The organism is Streptococcus infantis, from assembly GCF_047464615.1.
Taxonomy (GTDB): Bacteria; Bacillota; Bacilli; order Lactobacillales; family Streptococcaceae; genus Streptococcus; species Streptococcus infantis_Y.
This window is the reverse complement of sequence record NZ_JASHBO010000011.1, coordinates 1-15,899: the sequence shown is the minus strand read 5'-3', so window position 1 is coordinate 15,899 and position 15,899 is coordinate 1. Positions and strand designations below refer to the sequence as shown.

General features: G+C 39.4%; 18 protein-coding genes, 1 pseudogene and 1 riboswitch. Of the genes and pseudogenes, 3 read left to right on the top strand and 16 right to left on the bottom strand.

Annotated features, from left to right (window positions below; genetic code table 11):
* Positions 1-92: 92 nt before the first annotated feature.
* A riboswitch (M-box (ykoK) riboswitch) is annotated at positions 93-246 on the bottom strand.
* A 53-nt stretch (positions 247-299) separates the two neighbouring features.
* The 15 genes from QM450_RS07445 to QM450_RS07375 form a co-directional block, all read right to left on the bottom strand.
* On the bottom strand, positions 300-1,361 hold the full coding sequence (locus tag QM450_RS07445; RefSeq protein WP_414320160.1) for a M24 family metallopeptidase: 1,062 nt from the start codon (positions 1,359-1,361) through the stop codon (positions 300-302).
* Positions 1,354-4,185 (bottom strand): excinuclease ABC subunit UvrA, encoded by a 2,832-nt coding sequence (gene uvrA / locus QM450_RS07440; RefSeq protein WP_414320159.1) that lies wholly within the window; start codon positions 4,183-4,185, stop codon positions 1,354-1,356. Before uvrA ends, QM450_RS07445 begins: the two co-directional genes overlap by 8 nt.
* 488 nt (positions 4,186-4,673) lie before the next feature.
* A complete protein-coding gene (locus QM450_RS07435; RefSeq protein ID WP_414320205.1) occupies positions 4,674-5,093 on the bottom strand; it encodes a DUF1492 domain-containing protein in 420 nt (139 codons plus the stop codon).
* 677 nt (positions 5,094-5,770) lie between these two features.
* Complete coding sequence (locus tag QM450_RS07430; RefSeq protein ID WP_414320204.1) at positions 5,771-6,274, bottom strand: hypothetical protein; 504 nt, start codon at positions 6,272-6,274, stop codon at positions 5,771-5,773.
* A 98-nt stretch (positions 6,275-6,372) separates the two neighbouring features.
* Positions 6,373-6,831: a hypothetical protein gene (locus QM450_RS07425; RefSeq protein WP_414320158.1), complete on the bottom strand. Its 459-nt coding sequence runs from the start codon at positions 6,829-6,831 to the stop codon at positions 6,373-6,375.
* Positions 6,832-6,842: 11 nt separating this feature from the next.
* The gene (locus QM450_RS07420) at positions 6,843-7,019 is read right to left on the bottom strand and encodes a hypothetical protein (protein ID WP_261075048.1); all 177 of its coding nucleotides are present in this window, start codon (positions 7,017-7,019) and stop codon (positions 6,843-6,845) included.
* A gap of 295 nt (positions 7,020-7,314) precedes the next feature.
* The gene (locus QM450_RS07415; protein ID WP_414320157.1) at positions 7,315-8,955 is read right to left on the bottom strand and encodes a phage/plasmid primase, P4 family; all 1,641 of its coding nucleotides are present in this window, start codon (positions 8,953-8,955) and stop codon (positions 7,315-7,317) included.
* Between the two features lie 19 nt (positions 8,956-8,974).
* Positions 8,975-9,835 (bottom strand): primase alpha helix C-terminal domain-containing protein, encoded by an 861-nt coding sequence (locus QM450_RS07410; protein WP_414320156.1) that lies wholly within the window; start codon positions 9,833-9,835, stop codon positions 8,975-8,977.
* A gap of 134 nt (positions 9,836-9,969) precedes the next feature.
* A complete protein-coding gene (locus QM450_RS07405) occupies positions 9,970-10,251 on the bottom strand; it encodes an XRE family transcriptional regulator (RefSeq protein ID WP_414320203.1) in 282 nt (93 codons plus the stop codon).
* Complete coding sequence (locus tag QM450_RS07400) at positions 10,244-10,585, bottom strand: DNA-binding protein (RefSeq protein WP_414320155.1); 342 nt, start codon at positions 10,583-10,585, stop codon at positions 10,244-10,246. The genes QM450_RS07405 and QM450_RS07400 overlap by 8 nt, the downstream gene beginning before the upstream one ends.
* A complete protein-coding gene (locus tag QM450_RS07395; RefSeq protein ID WP_414320154.1) occupies positions 10,582-10,797 on the bottom strand; it encodes a hypothetical protein in 216 nt (71 codons plus the stop codon). Before QM450_RS07395 ends, QM450_RS07400 begins: the two co-directional genes overlap by 4 nt.
* Position 10,798: 1 nt before the next feature.
* Positions 10,799-10,999, bottom strand: coding sequence for a hypothetical protein (locus QM450_RS07390; protein WP_414320153.1), 201 nt, complete (start codon positions 10,997-10,999; stop codon positions 10,799-10,801).
* A complete protein-coding gene (locus tag QM450_RS07385; RefSeq protein ID WP_414320202.1) occupies positions 10,996-11,391 on the bottom strand; it encodes a hypothetical protein in 396 nt (131 codons plus the stop codon). Before QM450_RS07385 ends, QM450_RS07390 begins: the two co-directional genes overlap by 4 nt.
* Positions 11,392-11,885: 494 nt before the next feature.
* Positions 11,886-12,293 (bottom strand): hypothetical protein, encoded by a 408-nt coding sequence (locus QM450_RS07380; protein WP_414320152.1) that lies wholly within the window; start codon positions 12,291-12,293, stop codon positions 11,886-11,888.
* A gap of 19 nt (positions 12,294-12,312) precedes the next feature.
* Complete coding sequence (locus QM450_RS07375) at positions 12,313-12,507, bottom strand: helix-turn-helix domain-containing protein (RefSeq protein WP_261052964.1); 195 nt, start codon at positions 12,505-12,507, stop codon at positions 12,313-12,315.
* Positions 12,508-12,724: 217 nt separating this feature from the next.
* On the opposite strand from QM450_RS07375, the gene QM450_RS07370 reads away from it, so the two are divergent.
* The 3 genes and pseudogenes from QM450_RS07370 to QM450_RS07360 all read left to right on the top strand — a co-directional run.
* A complete protein-coding gene (locus QM450_RS07370) occupies positions 12,725-13,255 on the top strand; it encodes a helix-turn-helix domain-containing protein (RefSeq protein WP_414320151.1) in 531 nt (176 codons plus the stop codon).
* Between the two features lie 358 nt (positions 13,256-13,613).
* Entirely contained in the window at positions 13,614-15,128 is a 1,515-nt protein-coding gene (locus QM450_RS07365; protein ID WP_414320150.1) for an ATP-binding protein, read from the top strand.
* An 84-nt stretch (positions 15,129-15,212) separates the two neighbouring features.
* Positions 15,213-15,773 (top strand): annotated as a pseudogene (locus QM450_RS07360) (phage integrase central domain-containing protein); the annotation flags it as partial.
* Between the two features lie 30 nt (positions 15,774-15,803).
* Here QM450_RS07360 and QM450_RS07355 read toward each other — a convergent pair.
* On the bottom strand, positions 15,804-15,899 hold a 96-nt coding region (locus QM450_RS07355), incomplete at its 5' end, for an IS3 family transposase (protein ID WP_150535176.1).

The following is a 15,899-nucleotide window of genomic DNA, read 5'->3' as shown; positions in this document are numbered from 1 at the left end:
TTCTGGATGATCGTCAATTTGCATCGTTTGTCTCCTTTCTTTGTTCTAAAACAGCAGAAAATCCTGCCATAAAATGGCAGGACTAAAAAACTTATTATCCGTTTTCGTTCAAGCTTTAACTCCATAGGGCGATGTAATGAGCTTAGTCTTGACCTTCGCGACCAGGACTGTTGACCAACGAGTAGTGTCTCCACTGCTTTGCGGTAGTCATCCGTATCCCTATGGTAGCCTCACCTACCGTTTTCGCCTTTCAGTATAAACCTTTAACTCGTAAAAGTCAACAATTTATCTCATTTTTCTTAGATTACGATTAATTCTTTTGGAGCAAGGGTTAGTAACTCACAACCTGTATCTGTAATCAGGATATCATCTTCGATACGAACTCCGTATTTCCCTTCAATATAAATACCAGGTTCATCAGTCAAGACCATACCAGTTTTGATAACTTCTTTGGAAGTTTGGCTAAAATAAGGTTCTTCGTGGATATCAAGTCCGATACCGTGCCCGATACCATGTGTAAAGTATTCTCCATAGCCTGCTTCAACAATGATATCACGAGGGATCTTGTCAAAGTCACGGAAACCTAAGCCGGCCTTAGCTTGGTCAATCAATGCTTGGTTAGCCTTTAAAACAGTGTTGTAGATTTCTGCTTGTTCGTCGCTCACATGCTCAAGGTAGATGGTACGAGTCATATCACTGACATAGTGATCATAAAGGCAACCGAAGTCCATGGTAATAGCTTCGCCTAGTTCTACTGGCTTGTGCATTGGGTGGGCATGGGGTTTAGAAGAGTTGATGCCACTCGCTAGGATGGTGTCAAAAGACAAGCCTGCCGCTCCCAACTCACGCATACGGAAATCAAGGAAGTTGGCAATCTCAATTTCAGTCTTTCCTGGCTTGATAAAGTCAAGCGCATCGCGGAAAGCTTGGTCTGAGATAGAACAAGCCTTGCGAATAGCTGCAATCTCTGCCTCATCCTTAATCATTCGAAGACCTTCAACAAACTGAGTTTGTGGAAGCAAGTCCAAACCTGCAAAAGCTGCCTGCATACGGTGGTAATAAGAGACCGAAATCTCATCCTCAAAACCGATCCGAGACAAGCCCATGTCCTTGACAATGCCGGCAATGACAGCCAATTCATCACGGTCAGCCACAATCTCAAACCCACTGGTTTCTTGTTTGGCTGCGATGATATAACGAGAGTCTGTCACTAAGACCTGACGATCACGGCTGATAAAAACTGTTCCGTTCGAACCCCAAAAACCAGTCAGGTAATAGACATTTTTAAGATTATTAATGATGATGCCATCTAGTTCTTTTTCTTGCATTTTAGCGAGAAATGCTTGTACACGTTTATTCATGATGTAACTTTCCTTTCAAATAGTGTCCTGTGTAGCTGGCTTCATTGGCCACTACTTCTTCTGGAGTTCCTGTTGCGATGATGGTTCCACCACCGACACCGCCCTCAGGTCCCAAATCAATAATATGGTCTGCTGTCTTAATAACATCTAGATTGTGCTCAATGACAAGGACTGTATTGCCATCGTCAACAAAGCGAGCTAAGACTTTAAGCAAGCGAGCGATATCCTCAGTATGAAGCCCTGTCGTCGGTTCATCCAGAATATAGAATGACTTGCCTGTCGAGCGTTTATGGAGCTCGCTAGCCAGCTTCATACGCTGGGCTTCTCCCCCAGAAAGGGTGGTAGCTGGTTGACCTAGCGTCACATAGCCCAGTCCCACATCCTTGATAGTCTGGAGTTTGCGTTGAATCTTAGGAATGTGTTGGAAGAACTCTACCGCATCGTTGACCGTCATGTCCAAGACCTGCGAGATATTTTTTTCCTTGTAGTGAACTTCTAGGGTTTCACTGTTGTAGCGGGTCCCGTGGCAGACTTCACAAGCAACATAAACATCTGGCAAGAAGTGCATCTCAATCTTGATGATTCCGTCACCTGAGCAGGCTTCGCAACGACCTCCCTTGACGTTAAAACTGAATCGGCCCTTCTTGTAGCCACGAATCTTGGCTTCATTGGTCTGAGCAAAGAGGTCTCGAATGTCATCAAAGACACCTGTATAGGTCGCAGGATTAGACCTCGGTGTCCGTCCAATTGGGCTCTGGTCAATATCTATCAAACGATCGATATGCTCGATTCCTGTAATAGTTTTAAACTTACCGGGCTTGTCTGAATTGCGATTGAGCTTTTGTGCAATAGCCTTTTTGAGGATGCTGTTAATGAGGGTAGACTTCCCTGAACCAGATACCCCTGTCACTGCAATGAATTTCCCGAGTGGGAAGCGAGCGGTGATATTTTGCAAGTTGTTCTCACGCGCACCTGTCACTTCGATAAAGCGACCGTTTCCAACTCGGCGTTCCGTCGGTACTGGAATTGCGCGTTTCCCTGATAGATACTGTCCTGTAATGGATTTGCTGTTGCGAGCTACCTGCTTAGGTGTTCCTGCCGCGACAATTTCTCCACCAAAGACACCCGCTCCAGGACCAACGTCAATCAGATAATCGGCTTCTCGCATGGTGTCTTCATCGTGTTCTACCACGATGAGAGTGTTACCCAAATCGCGCATTTTTTTCAGACTGGCAATCAAACGGTCATTGTCCCTCTGGTGAAGACCGATAGACGGCTCATCAAGAATATAGAGAACTCCTGAGAGATTGGAACCAATCTGGGTTGCCAAGCGAATACGTTGGCTCTCCCCACCTGATAGGGTTCCTGCCGAGCGGGATAACGTTAAATAGTTCAGTCCCACATTATTTAGAAAGGTCAAGCGATCCTTGATTTCCTTCAGGATAGGATGAGCGATGATAGCTTCATTTTCAGATAGGGTTAGCTGGTCAATAACTTCCAAATGGTCTGCGATGGAGAGGTCTGAAATTTCTCCGATATGGAGTTCTTTCTCTCCCCCTACACGAACAGATAAGGCTTGGTCATTGAGACGATAACCATGACAGGTACCACAAGTTAGCTCATTCATATAAAGGCGCATCTGAGTACGAGTGTAGTCGCTATTGGTTTCATGGTAACGGCGATTGATATTGCCAAGCACTCCTTCAAATGGAATGTCGATATCACGAACTCCGCCGAATTCATTCTCATAGTGGAAATGGAATTCTTTCCCATCTGAACCATAGAAGATGAGATGTTTATCCGCCTCAGACAAGTCCTCAAAAGGCCTATCCATATCCACTCCAAAAGCTGTCATGGCTTGTTCCAGCATATTTGGATAATAGTTAGAAGAGATCGGATTCCAGGGCGCTAAGGCTCCCTCACGAAGAGTCTTACTAGCATCTGGTACGACTAAGTCCGTATCAACCTCTAGCTTAATACCCAAACCATCACACTCACTACAGGAGCCAAACGGTGCATTGAAGGAGAAGAGACGGGGTTCTAGCTCTGGAACCGTAAATCCACATACTGGACAAGCATAGTGTTCTGAAAAGAGCAACTCTGAATCATCCATAGTATCAATAACGACATAACCTTCAGCGATACGGAGAGCTGCTTCAATCGAATCGAAGAGACGACTTCGGATACCATCTTTGATGATAATACGGTCTACCACCACATCGATGTTGTGTTGCTTATTCTTTTCAAGTTCAGGAACTTCGGTCACATCGTAGACAACCCCATCGACACGGACACGAACATAGCCATCCTTTTGAATTTTTTCAATCAGCGTCTTATGCTGCCCCTTTTTCTTACGAATAACAGGAGCCAAAATCTGCAGACGCTGTCGCTCTGGCAATTCCAATACCTTGTCTACAATCTGTTCGACAGACGAAGCCTTGATAGCCCCATGTCCGTTGATACAGTAGGGTGTTCCTACACGAGCATAGAGGAGACGTAGATAATCGTTGATTTCCGTTGTTGTCCCAACCGTTGAACGAGGATTTTTACTGGTCGTTTTCTGGTCAATGGAAATGGCAGGACTGAGACCATCGATAGAGTCCACGTCTGGTTTTTCCATATTGCCCAAAAACTGACGAGCATAGGCTGACAGACTCTCAACGTAGCGACGCTGCCCCTCTGCATAAAGGGTATCAAAGGCTAAACTAGACTTCCCAGATCCAGATAGTCCCGTCACCACAACTAGCTTGTCTCGTGGAATTTCCACGTCGATATTTTTTAAATTATGGGCGCGAGCCCCATGGATGACAATCTTATCTTGCATGTTACTTCTTTCTAGTCCATTGTTGCTTACCATTATACCAAAAAAAGTGAAATTCTATTACCAAAAAAGCCGATTTTGTAGTATAATTAAAAGCTTCTTATTTTATGTTTCCTTAGAGTTCCCTAACCCTTATATCACGCGCTTTTTAATAAAAATCACTAACATTACTATTTACTACTTGCTCCCCCAAAGTACGCAAAAAGGGGAGCAAAAAAGCCCCACAAAAGGGCTAGGATTTGACGAGTTCAGCAGGCAAGAAACTAGCACGGTCAAACGTGCTTTTTTAATTGCTGGTTGCTGATAGGTATATTATACCATGAAGCGCGTGGTTTATAAGATTATGACCTCACAAAAGCCTCCAGATTCGTTTATAAGGGCTTTTAGTTTATCCGTAATGATTTTATCGTCCAGTCCGAAACAAAGCGAAACAGGGGCAAATATTAAGCCTAGGGCTCCCTATACGCACTAGGCTCTGTGGTAAGGTTAAATCAATCCCCGTTTACAATACCTGCCAAATGTTCTATAGCTTTTTGCCTTATAATGTATACTGTAGTCTTTGATTTATCTATTTCTTCAGCAACCTCCCAAGCGTCGAGATCATTCAAGTAAAACAGCCTGAGAACAGAACGCTCAAGAGGATTGACCAGCTTATCAATCAGCTTAGATATTTCCATTCTCTCTTCAGTGAGGCGTTCAATTCTCTGTAAAGTGTCCTCTTTTAGCTTCAGGACACTTATAAGGTTATTCTCTGCTGTATTTACCCTGCTTGTTTGTACTCTGGTAGTGGTCAGTTCTTGCTTTTTGATAATACCACTTTCTAAAGCTGCAAGCTCTAAATATAAGCCCTCTATTTCTTTATTGATCCACTTAACGCCCTCTAGTTTTTCTTTTATCCGCCCTGGTGTCATGCCTTGGCCTCCTCTATGATATAATAAATGTGTTGAAATTATAGCTGAGGTGGTAAGCCTTGGCTTTTTTGCATTTTCAACGACTGGCGGAATGTGTCCATAAATGTCCATATTCGAAAGCATGTTGTAAGTGTAAATAAGGCAAGTTATTTGTTCCTTCTCTGCTTGATAAATGATAGGGGGATATACCCCACTTTCTCAGGCTTCGCTCTAACTTCAAGCTATGTAATCTTCTCTGTTTGTTCTCTGTTCAAGAGCTATTTTCTCGGCGTTCGCTCGGAGTTCAACACACATAACCCTGCCATTTGTCAGGCATATTTTTTGCCACTACCTAACCAAAACCTCACCATTGGAAAACTTCGATACCTTACCGTTCTTTGTCTCTAAAAGTATCTATATCTTAGGAAATCTTAGTGTTTTATCTCTAGAACAAAGCCCTGTACCTTGCTATTATTAAATGCAAAACCTAATTTAAACCTTACCAAAACCTAAGTATTTTCTGTTTCCTTTTCCTAAACGAATAATTTTTTTATCAAAACACGCGCTCCTTTTATCGCACCCTTTTTTGGAACGCTCTGCTTACTTAAACCCTTGATATATCTAGATTTTTTAACTTTTAAACCGTCTAATATGTAGTATTTGTTTGTTTTGTAAATTGCACACTACTTCATATTGTCCTACAATTTCAATCCATTCAGCCAAAAACTATCTCCTTTCTTGGTATAGTTCACAAACTTTTGATAATGCTTATAATATTTGGCACGTTTCATATACTTTGGTCTTTCAGGAAAACCATCGAACATATATCCGCCACGTTTGGGACTCCAACCTGGTTCTACCTTTCTAGCTTCCCTCAGTGCTCTCTCCCAATAGTATTGGCAATCTGTCTTACTTCGGTTCAGTGTTGACTTGTGTATTTTCTGGCATGATCCACAACCATATATCAAAAGTCTCTTATAGAGTTTTCTGCATCGTTTACCACAAATAGGACAGAGAAAGAAGTAGCGATTGCCTCCCTTAGTTCCTGGTATTCTTGCTAAATCAAAACGATCACGTTCAAAGGTGATATACAGATTACCTAGGTCTATTTCTAGTTTTCTACCGTCCAACTCAGCTATACCATGACTGATATTCTTGTTTTTCATTGGCTTTATAAATGTCTCTATGGTTATTGATTTTATAACTTCCATTCGTTCAAAAATCCCCCTATATAGAAAAACCCAAATTGATTGGGTTTGGTAGCAATGAAACCACAAAAAGAGGCAATGCCCCTTTGCTGCTATTCTTCACTGAGTAAGCCGCTTACTACCACATTACGGATAAACTGAGCTTGTTTTTCTTTGGGCAGTTGCAGGGCTTCAAGTAAAGACTCCAAAGCTTGCTTGTCTGTGCTTGCAATCAACTTTTTAATGATATTCTGGAACTGCCCTTCTAGGTACTCGCAAAAATGGATCCGCTGTGCTTGTGTTGGCTGCACTGGTACTGGTGAACTATCTGCAATCAGCAAGAAGCAGGCTTCCGCGATTTGGGCGAATAACTTTGCACGCGCTTCAGGGTGTCTGTATAACTCATAGGCGTTTATGCTGGTGTCTTCTGCCCGGAGCTTCTCACCTAGTTCAATCAATTCAGGCGTATCTTCAAGACACACTGGTGTTACATCCGCCATAAAATCGTCACGCTTACGGTTGAGTTCCTCCAGTTCTTGATCTGCCTGTTCAAAGTATGCTGGTTCTATCATAGGTTTCCTCCTTATTCTTTATATAGGATCAGTAGACCCAATGTTGCACTTAAATTCTCATAATCACCTTCAGTCGCTTCAGTGTATTTCACATCCACAACTTCAACGCTTGCCATAAAGTCGTTGACTTGAGATTCAAATTCCTGCAGGCTTTGCTTCTGCTGCTGATAAAATAACTTGACTTTCATTTTTTAGCTCCTTTTTTATACGCTTCTTGAAAATTTTATACACTTGTTTTTGAAAGTGTATAAAAAATAAAGTCAGTAGTACCAAGGGTTTTGCTATTGTTTTATACACTTTATACGCTTTATACATTAAAATAAAAATATATATAGGGGATAATAGGAACCCCATTTTTGAAACATAATATAAGGAAATTTTTTTATTTCCGTGTTTTTCGTATAAAGTGTATAAAACCCTTGATATGACAACATTTTTAAGTGTATAAAATTTTTGCCCTACTGTATAAAGTGTATAAAATTCTTATTTTCTTTTTCTTCTCTTTTTGTACTCTGGCCAATGGTTGTAATACCCGCGTTCATTCTTTGGCTTTTTCTGCTTTTCGGGTGTCTCCCTACCATTAGCGTAAACTATACTCGCAAACGGCGGTAGGTCTTCTTTAGGATAAAAACCTTTATGGATCTGTTGCCCTGCAGGGATAACCTTCTGGCCAACTGCGAAACCTTCAGGCAAGTTGCTTTTGATTTCTCGATGTAAGCCCATTTCTGACCTATTTTCTTTAATACCATAGTATTCTAGGAAACCTTTCCAAACGTGATATACAAAACTATTAGGGATAAACTCACTTGTCAATTCATCAGTAAAAAACTTAGAAACAAAATCAATAACGGGGTTCATGTCCTTATGATGTTCTTCAAGTATTTCAATAGACTTCGTAGGGTTAATGTCAGCGATTGGTGTTTCAATGGCCAACTTAACCAGGTACTCCAGAACTTCTTTGCGGTTAATGTAATCGTCTTTGATAGCCTTATTCGGTTTATCTTTGAATACTTTGGTAAAAGGTAAAATTCTAAATCGCCTATCAATAGCTGATTTATCCCCGTTCATTCTTGGTAAACCATTAGAAGATTGTACTACCGTCATATTAAGGCGTATGCTATAAGGGCGCTTCCCTTTGTCCTCTATGGTCATTATGTCGCCTGTTGCTAAGCTAAACATATCTGAAGTGTCTCTAATTACTGCGTCCTTTTGTACATCATCACCGATTACAAGCGACTTCCCTAATAATATAGAGGTTGAAAATTGGCTTTTTGTTAAACCGGTGATCTTCAAACTGGCCACATTTTCCATACCAACTAGGTTTATAAGTAACTGCTGAAAAGTTCCTTTTCCTGTTCCACCTTCACCGAAAAGCCAAAAGATCTTTTGTAATGACTGCCCTGTGATGCTTGCTTTTATAATTTGGATAGCAAGGTTATAAAGCTCCTTGTCACCGTCAAACAACTCTAAAAGCCAAGCTGTCGGCTTCCAGCCGTTAATTATAGGCTCTTCTGCCCCAGGGTTATAGCCTGTTTTTATCTTTCTTGTTGCTGTAATCTCTGGTGTAGTTTCTTCAAAAATGCCTGTCTTAGCATTGTATAGCTGTTTCCCAATTACAGTATAATTACCTTGGATTTCCCTCATTTGGCTTTGTCTTGCTATTTTATAAAGCGTGTCAAATGCCTGTTTTTCCGTTGTGTTTGGATAAATGACAGAAATAAGATCTTGCAAAAATTCATTATCCTCTAACCAGATACCAAAATCAGGATTATAGAAATATAGTGGGGCTTTTTGCCCTTGTGCCTCTGGCTTAATTCTAATAAATCGGATATGCTTTTTTAACATAATAGCAACTTCCAGCGGATTAGTTGGTAAAGCCTTGCTGCTCTTTTCCTCGCCTTTCTGCTGGGCTAGTTCTTCATGTTGGGCCTCGGTCAACCTGCCTGCCTTTACATTTTCAAGGTGTTTGCTGTCTGCCATAACTTCTTCATAAGCTTGCTGATAAGCCTTGTCCTTGATTTCTTGACACTCTTTGATAAGTTGCCCCCTAACACCTTTGAAAGTCTTAAAGTGCTTATCCTCACTTTCACGCACCCCTAAGATTTCACTTTCCAGGCTTTTCAATTTCTCCTTTTCTATGGTTCTATCCTCTCTTTCTGTATTCTGCCCGTGCTATGCTGCTGAAAGTACGGTCTAGTTCCTCAATCGGTAACGGTTCAGCAGTCACGCTATTGGCTATCTTTGTAAGTTCATAGGCGGTCTCTAGATCACAATCAACCCACTTATTAAAGAGTAGCCCCACAAAGCGCGTGAGTGCCACGTTACGCCCTCCCTCGTCTCCAAAACCATTAAAAAGCGTGTCAATGATCCTCATAGTCATTGATCTCTGGCCACTCGTTCTGGGTGTGAATTTTCCAGTAGTTTCTTGCTTCGTTCTTGGTTCAACATTGGGGACTGGATAATCTAGGCCATGTTCTACGATTTTTTGATAGTCTCCTGGGTTGCCTGTTGTGACTGGTAGCCCTTGGAGTTGTGACCAGGTTAGACTGGCCATGTCAAAGGGTAGTCCTATCTTGTCAGCAATCTCCTTTACTATCTGCTTATAGGTTGCCTCATTCATCACGTTGTCAGGCTTCACCACAAGGCGAAAACGGGGCTTTTCTAAGCTATGTTTGATAGTCGGGTATAAGATATAGGAATAGCCAAACAAGGCGCTAGAAACGGCTCTTATGAAGTCCTCAGACGTCCCCTGTATATCGTCATAGTCAAGGAAAATCAAATCCCGATATACCAGACTGGTGTTGTTTCGCTTGTAACTGCCATTATTTTCTGGTGTCACTTTCCCACTGATACAGTAAGGCGCTTGTGTACGTTTAAATCCTTCAATGTTTGACCCTTCAGGGACTACCAAAGGCTTAAAGCGTTCAATATACTGGAATGGCTCAATCTTATCAAATGGATAGACAAGATTACCCTGAAAGCCTTTAGCCTCGTAAATTGTCATACTATCGCCCCTTTCTACGTTTTTTCTTCAGCTTTTTAAGACTTTGCTGTTCCTTTAGCTGGTCTAGGGTTGGCCTGCGCTCTTTGTAAAATTTAATATTGTGATAATGTCCTTTATTATCTGCCGGATGAATACTATACCTTGCCATTTTCCACCCCCAAAAACTTCAGCAAGTCAGAAATTCTATAATAGATTTTCCTAGTGTCTTCTAGCGGTGGGTGGTATCGTCTTAGCCCAGCATCTTCCCACTTTTGGAGTGTCTTATATTTTACGTCTAACTCGTCCATGACTTCCTGGGCTGAGATTAACCCTGTCAAACGTGGTTTGACTGTATCACGCGCTTCCAGGTAATTCTCCACAAGCTCCAGAACGCCATGAGTTAGCTCATATTCGCTCTCTTTGCTGAGACTAAACATATTCATCAGCTCCCTTCAGTAGTTGCTTGTAGCTCTCTAAATCAGCATTTAAAAGGACAGTTAGGCGCTTCTGTTCCTCCTGTATTTGGTTATAGAATGCCTTTGCTCCATCCAGTAGCTCCTCTTTGTTAGCTGGGATAAAGTAGCCTCTAAAAGCTCCGTGACGTACCCCAACGATAGGAACACCGTAGCGCGTGATCAGACGGCTGATAATATCCTGGACGGTTCTTTCTGCTAGTTTGGTGATTAGGCTGATTTCTGCCCCTGTTATGGAGTTCTCAGCCCCCACTTTGATTAGTCTTAATACTCGTTTGTCATTCTCTGTCAGACTCATTCAATTCCTCCCCATACGTCTACCCCTGCAAGCTGAATATAACGCCCATAATCAGGGTTCAAATCCTCGCTAGGTGTTTCTATCGTCTGTTGGTTTTCTCGCTCAAATTGGGCGCTTTTTTTGCGGTCTCGGTAGTTTAGATAGATTAGCAAGCCAATCAATACCACGGAAAAGATAATCGCCTGTGTATTAGTCAAATCTAACTCATTCATGTTATGCCCTCGCTTTGTAATTTTTGATATATTCCACTTGTTTTTCACGTTTCATCTTCAACCAGTCGTCCACCTCTTCGGTTGTTACCTTTCGATCTACAAAATCAGCGATAAACTGGAATAGGTTTGGATTTCTTGACTTAATTTCTGCCATTACTTCATCAAACTCTGCTTGTGTCATGTTGTCTAGGTCAAGTGTCATTGCATTGCCTCCTCAAACTTCTCTATAAGACAACTTTTATTTACTCTCTGAGTTCCATTTTTAGAGTTAAAAAGAATATCTTTTAAGGTTACAGTAGCCTCTAAATACTCCTTTTCAGCATGCTCTATATATGCCTGTTGCTCTGCTTCGTTGTCAAAAAAGTGCTTGGCTTGGCGTTTAAAGAATGCTTTTCGCATAGCGTCCATTTCAAAAATACCAGGGCTGAAAAACATTCCCGTAGTTCTTTTAGATAGTGCCTCGATTTTATTGCGTTCATTCAATTCAGGAAGTTCAATCCAAAGTAAACGGGATAAATCTTCTTTGATAGACTTTATCTGACTTGCCAATAACGAAAGGCTATAAAGCCCAGTTTTTTCGCCAATTTCTCGCATTTCTGCGTTAATTCTGTCTATACGTCTAGTTAAATTCTCGTATGTTGTTTCTGCCATGTTTTTTACCTCTGTTTCTATGTTGTGTAATTGCCCTGAGGGCTTTTTAATGCCTTTTACTATACATGATTTCCTCACACTCTCCTCGACCAAAATTTGAGCGTGGGGCTTTTTGAGTTGTTTCCTATACAGTTAATTCCCACGCTCAGAGTCGCCAAATTGAAAGCGTGAGAAAGTACCAGTTTTAAGATTTGGCGCTCTCCGTATGGTCAAATTGCCCTAAATATGCTATAATCTAGGTATAAATCTTTACTAAAACCTCTTTGATAATAGCTTGCCTGCTTTGTTAAATTCGTTTTAGTGTTAGTGTGAAAGGCTCTGCGGTGTGGTTATTGCTAAGCCTTTTTTTGTTGCTATCACGCGCTTTCTAGGCGTGTTTTTTTATTTCTGAATGCCATAGCTTGGATTTTAAATCCAACCTTTCCGTACTGTTCCATCTATTCATAAACCTCTGACAATTCTTTGAAAATGTCATCTGGTATTGCTCGCATTGCTTTCTGTTGCAATTCAACCGCCTTGGTCTTGTCGTTGTCCTTACTGGTGTTTGATTCAATGATTCCAGTTAAGGCTAAAACCTGCCTGAAATATAAATCCATTTTCAAACGTTGACCAGCGCTGATCTCTTCTTTTGTTTCCTGCTTGCTTTTTAGTAGGAAAATCTCACTAAATTCCCCATCTTCTACCTTGTAGTCAATAGCCTTACGGTAACGCCAATTTGATAATCGGCCCTTGATGTCTTTTTCTGACCAAGTTGGTAAAGCGTCCAGTATTAGGTCTAGTGTGATGATTCCATTTTCTTCCTGTATGTTCCTCAGTAATTCCTGAGTAAATACTTGTTTCCCCATTGCTTGCCTGCCTTTCTATTTATCCAACCTTTAACAAGTCATCAATCGTAACTTCTAAAAACTCAGCTACTTTTTGCAATGTCTCAAAAGTCGGATTTTTTGAACGTTCATAATATAATGCAGTCAATGTGCTTTTTGATAGCCCTGTTTCTCTTGCAACATCTGCCACCTTCAAACGTTTCTTTGCTAAAATAACACGCATATTATTTTTCAAATGTCTTACCTCCTTCTATTATCTTTAAAAGCTATCTCCAGCAGAATAGATTGAAAAGTGTTGTGCTGGAGGTTTTGTTCAGACATTTTTTGTCTGATTGGTTTTTATTATACAGACATTTTTTGTCTTTGTCAAGGATATTTTTTATTTTATCAGACTTTTTTTGTCTGGTTTGAGAAAAAGAATGATATAATACATTTGAAAGGTGTTGATATAAATGAATAGATTAAAAGAGTTACGTAAAGAAAAAAAGCTATCTCAAAAGGAAATAGCAAAAGAAATGAGCATATCAGAAAAGACTCTATCACGCTGGGAAAACGGAGAAAGCCAAATTAAACCAGAAAAAGCCCAGCAACTTGCTGACTTCTTCGGGGTAAGCGTTGGGTATCTGTTGGGGTATGAAAGTAACCGTGATTTAAGAAATCACCTAGTCCACGGTACTACCGATTTAAACCCTGATGATTTTTCTGACTTCATCAAAAAGGAAAACGAGCTATTTTTTAACGAAAATCTTCAAAGATTATCTGAAAAGAATTTTATAAATTTCGTGAAATATATCAATGATTGCAATTTTTATATAAGCGATAAAGATATAATTTTGATTTATAATTTAATTACGACTCTTAACTTTAACAGGGAAGATAGTTTGTTAGGTAAGACTTTACAAAAACAAGCTGGTCACAATAAAAGTCTTCTTGATCTTGTGGATAAAAAAGATTACCGATTTATCACAATTGACGATGAATAAACTCCCCCATATTCGCCAATAGTAACCCTAACCCATAGGTCTATTGTGCAAAAACGGGGGAAATTGGAAAAGAGCAAAAAAAAGACAAGCTAGCTACTGCCAACTTGTCTAATAGTACCTAACTGAAAATAAGCGAAAGGTTAGGTATTCACAACATCATTATATCACTCTTGAATTTAAAATGCGACCTATAGCATACTCACGCGCCACAATGTTCAACAATCATGAAGCGCGTGTGCGAATGCGTGTGCGAATAATCTACTTTCAAAAAAACCTTTAATAGCACTGTTAGCTAACCAAAAATAAACTATTTTTCCCGCGCGTGTGCGAATGCGTGTGCGAATCTATTGGAGAAAAAATGAGAAAATACGATATACAAAAATTGTTATTAGCAGGAGAGAACCAAAGTGTTGAATTCAAAGAAGCTAAAAACTCTTTCCCTAAAGACGGTATGAAAACCATTTGCTCCTTTGCTAATACAAATGATGGATTACTAATTCTGGGAATATCAGAGAATACACAAAATAAAGAATTTTATATTTCTGGGGTCAATAATCCAGATAAAATACTTGATGATTTATATAGTTTAGTTAACAATCCTAAGAAAATTAACAGAAATGTAATAAACGAAGAAAGTGTTCAAGTTATAAATGAAAAGGGAAAGAGTATTATCATTATCCCTATTTATAAAGTTGATTATAAGGACAAACCAATATATCTAAACGAAAGTGTAACATCTACTTATTTCCGCCAAGGTACCGGAGATTTTAGATGTTCACAAGAACAAATCAACTCTATGTTAAGAGATTCCGCTAAGGAAAGTTTTGATAGCACACTTATTCAGGATTTTTCTATTTTAGACTTAGATACAGAAACAATAAAGCTATATAGAGAAAAATTTGATAATATAAATGCGGAGCACCCTTTTTCAAAATTGGATAACGAACAATTTTTAATAAAAATAAATGCTTTACGAAGAGATCGCAAGGACGATAAAATAAAGCCAACAGTTGCTGGACTATTAATTTTTGGTACACATAATTCAATAAAAGAGTTTATTCCACACTATAACGTAGAATATGTTCTAAAAGAGTTTTCTGAAAACAATCGCTTTAAAGATCGTGTGATTTATGATGGTACATGGGGGGAAGATAATCTTTTTAATTTCTTTTACCTAGTTATTGAAAAATTATATCTAACTTTGAATGACAACTCTAACATTCAAGAAAATTCTATGAATAGAATTGGAATTTCAAAATTACGAATTGCAATTCGCGAGGCATTCATTAATAGCCTTATTCATAGCGACTATAAAAGCGAAAAAGGGATAATGATAATTAGATATCCCGACAGGTATATATTCACAAATGGCGGAACACTTAGAATTGACATAAAGGACTTTTTTAGTGGGGCACATTCTGATCCAAGAAACTACTTAATACAAGAAATTTTTAGATTTTTAAATTTATGTGAAAAAGCGGGAACTGGTATACCCAAAATAATGGAAGCAGTTAAAGAGAGGCATTTAAAGTATCCCAATTTACGAACTGAATTAGACTCAGTTGAACTTACATTATGGGATACTTCCCTTATAGATAACCTGGATATTGATAACGAATATGAGAAAAAAATATTAGAATTAATAATCGAAAACCGTTTCATAACAAGAGAGACTTTGGAAGAAAAACTAAAAATCCACAAAAATACAATTTTAAAATATTTAAAGAAATTAGTGGAAAAACAAGCTATCGATAAATTCAAATCCGGTAGACAATACGTATACTTTATTGCACAAAACCAAGATCCTGAATTTCAAAAATATAACCACATTGATGCTATGTATTCTCTACTGGAAGAAATAAAACGAAAATAAGGGTCTTCTCGTAGCCCCTAGCATGATATAAAACCTTTTTGATAATAGCTTGCCTGCTGATGTATTTTAGAAAGGTTTATCATCATGAAAATAACTGAAGTTATAAAAAAAGACGGTAGTAAAGTCTATCGTGCTAATGTATATCTAGGAGTTGACCAGGTAACAGGAAAGAAAGTAAAAACCAAGGTAACAGGTCGGACGCAAAAGGAAGTTAAGCAGAAAGCTGCTCAAGAAAAAATTGCTTTCCAGAAAGACGGTTGTACTAGACAAAAAGCTAGTACCATAACAAGCTATCAAGAATTAGCCACTCTCTGGTGGGAAAGTTATAAAAATACTGTTAAGCCAAACAATCAAGGCAATATTAGAAAGCTAATCGATAATCATATATTGCCTAATTTTGGGGCCTACAAGCTCGACAAGCTCACTACTCCACTTATCCAGTCAATTATCAACAAACTTGCTGACAAGGCTAATAGAGGGGAAAAAGGGGCTTTTCTACACTATGACAAGATACACGCTTTAAACAAACGTATCTTACAGTATGGCGTAACCATGCAAGCTATAACGTCCAATCCTGCCCGTGATGTTGTTTTACCTCGTAACACTCAGAAAGCAAAACGCCAAAAAGTAAAACACTTTGAAAATGTACTGACCCCAAAAAGTTAGACAATTAATTTATTCAAAGGATTTAGTTCTGTATTGCACAGGACTGAGTCCTTTTAGTTTTACCTTAATTCGTTTATTGTTGTAGTAATCAATATAGTCTACAAT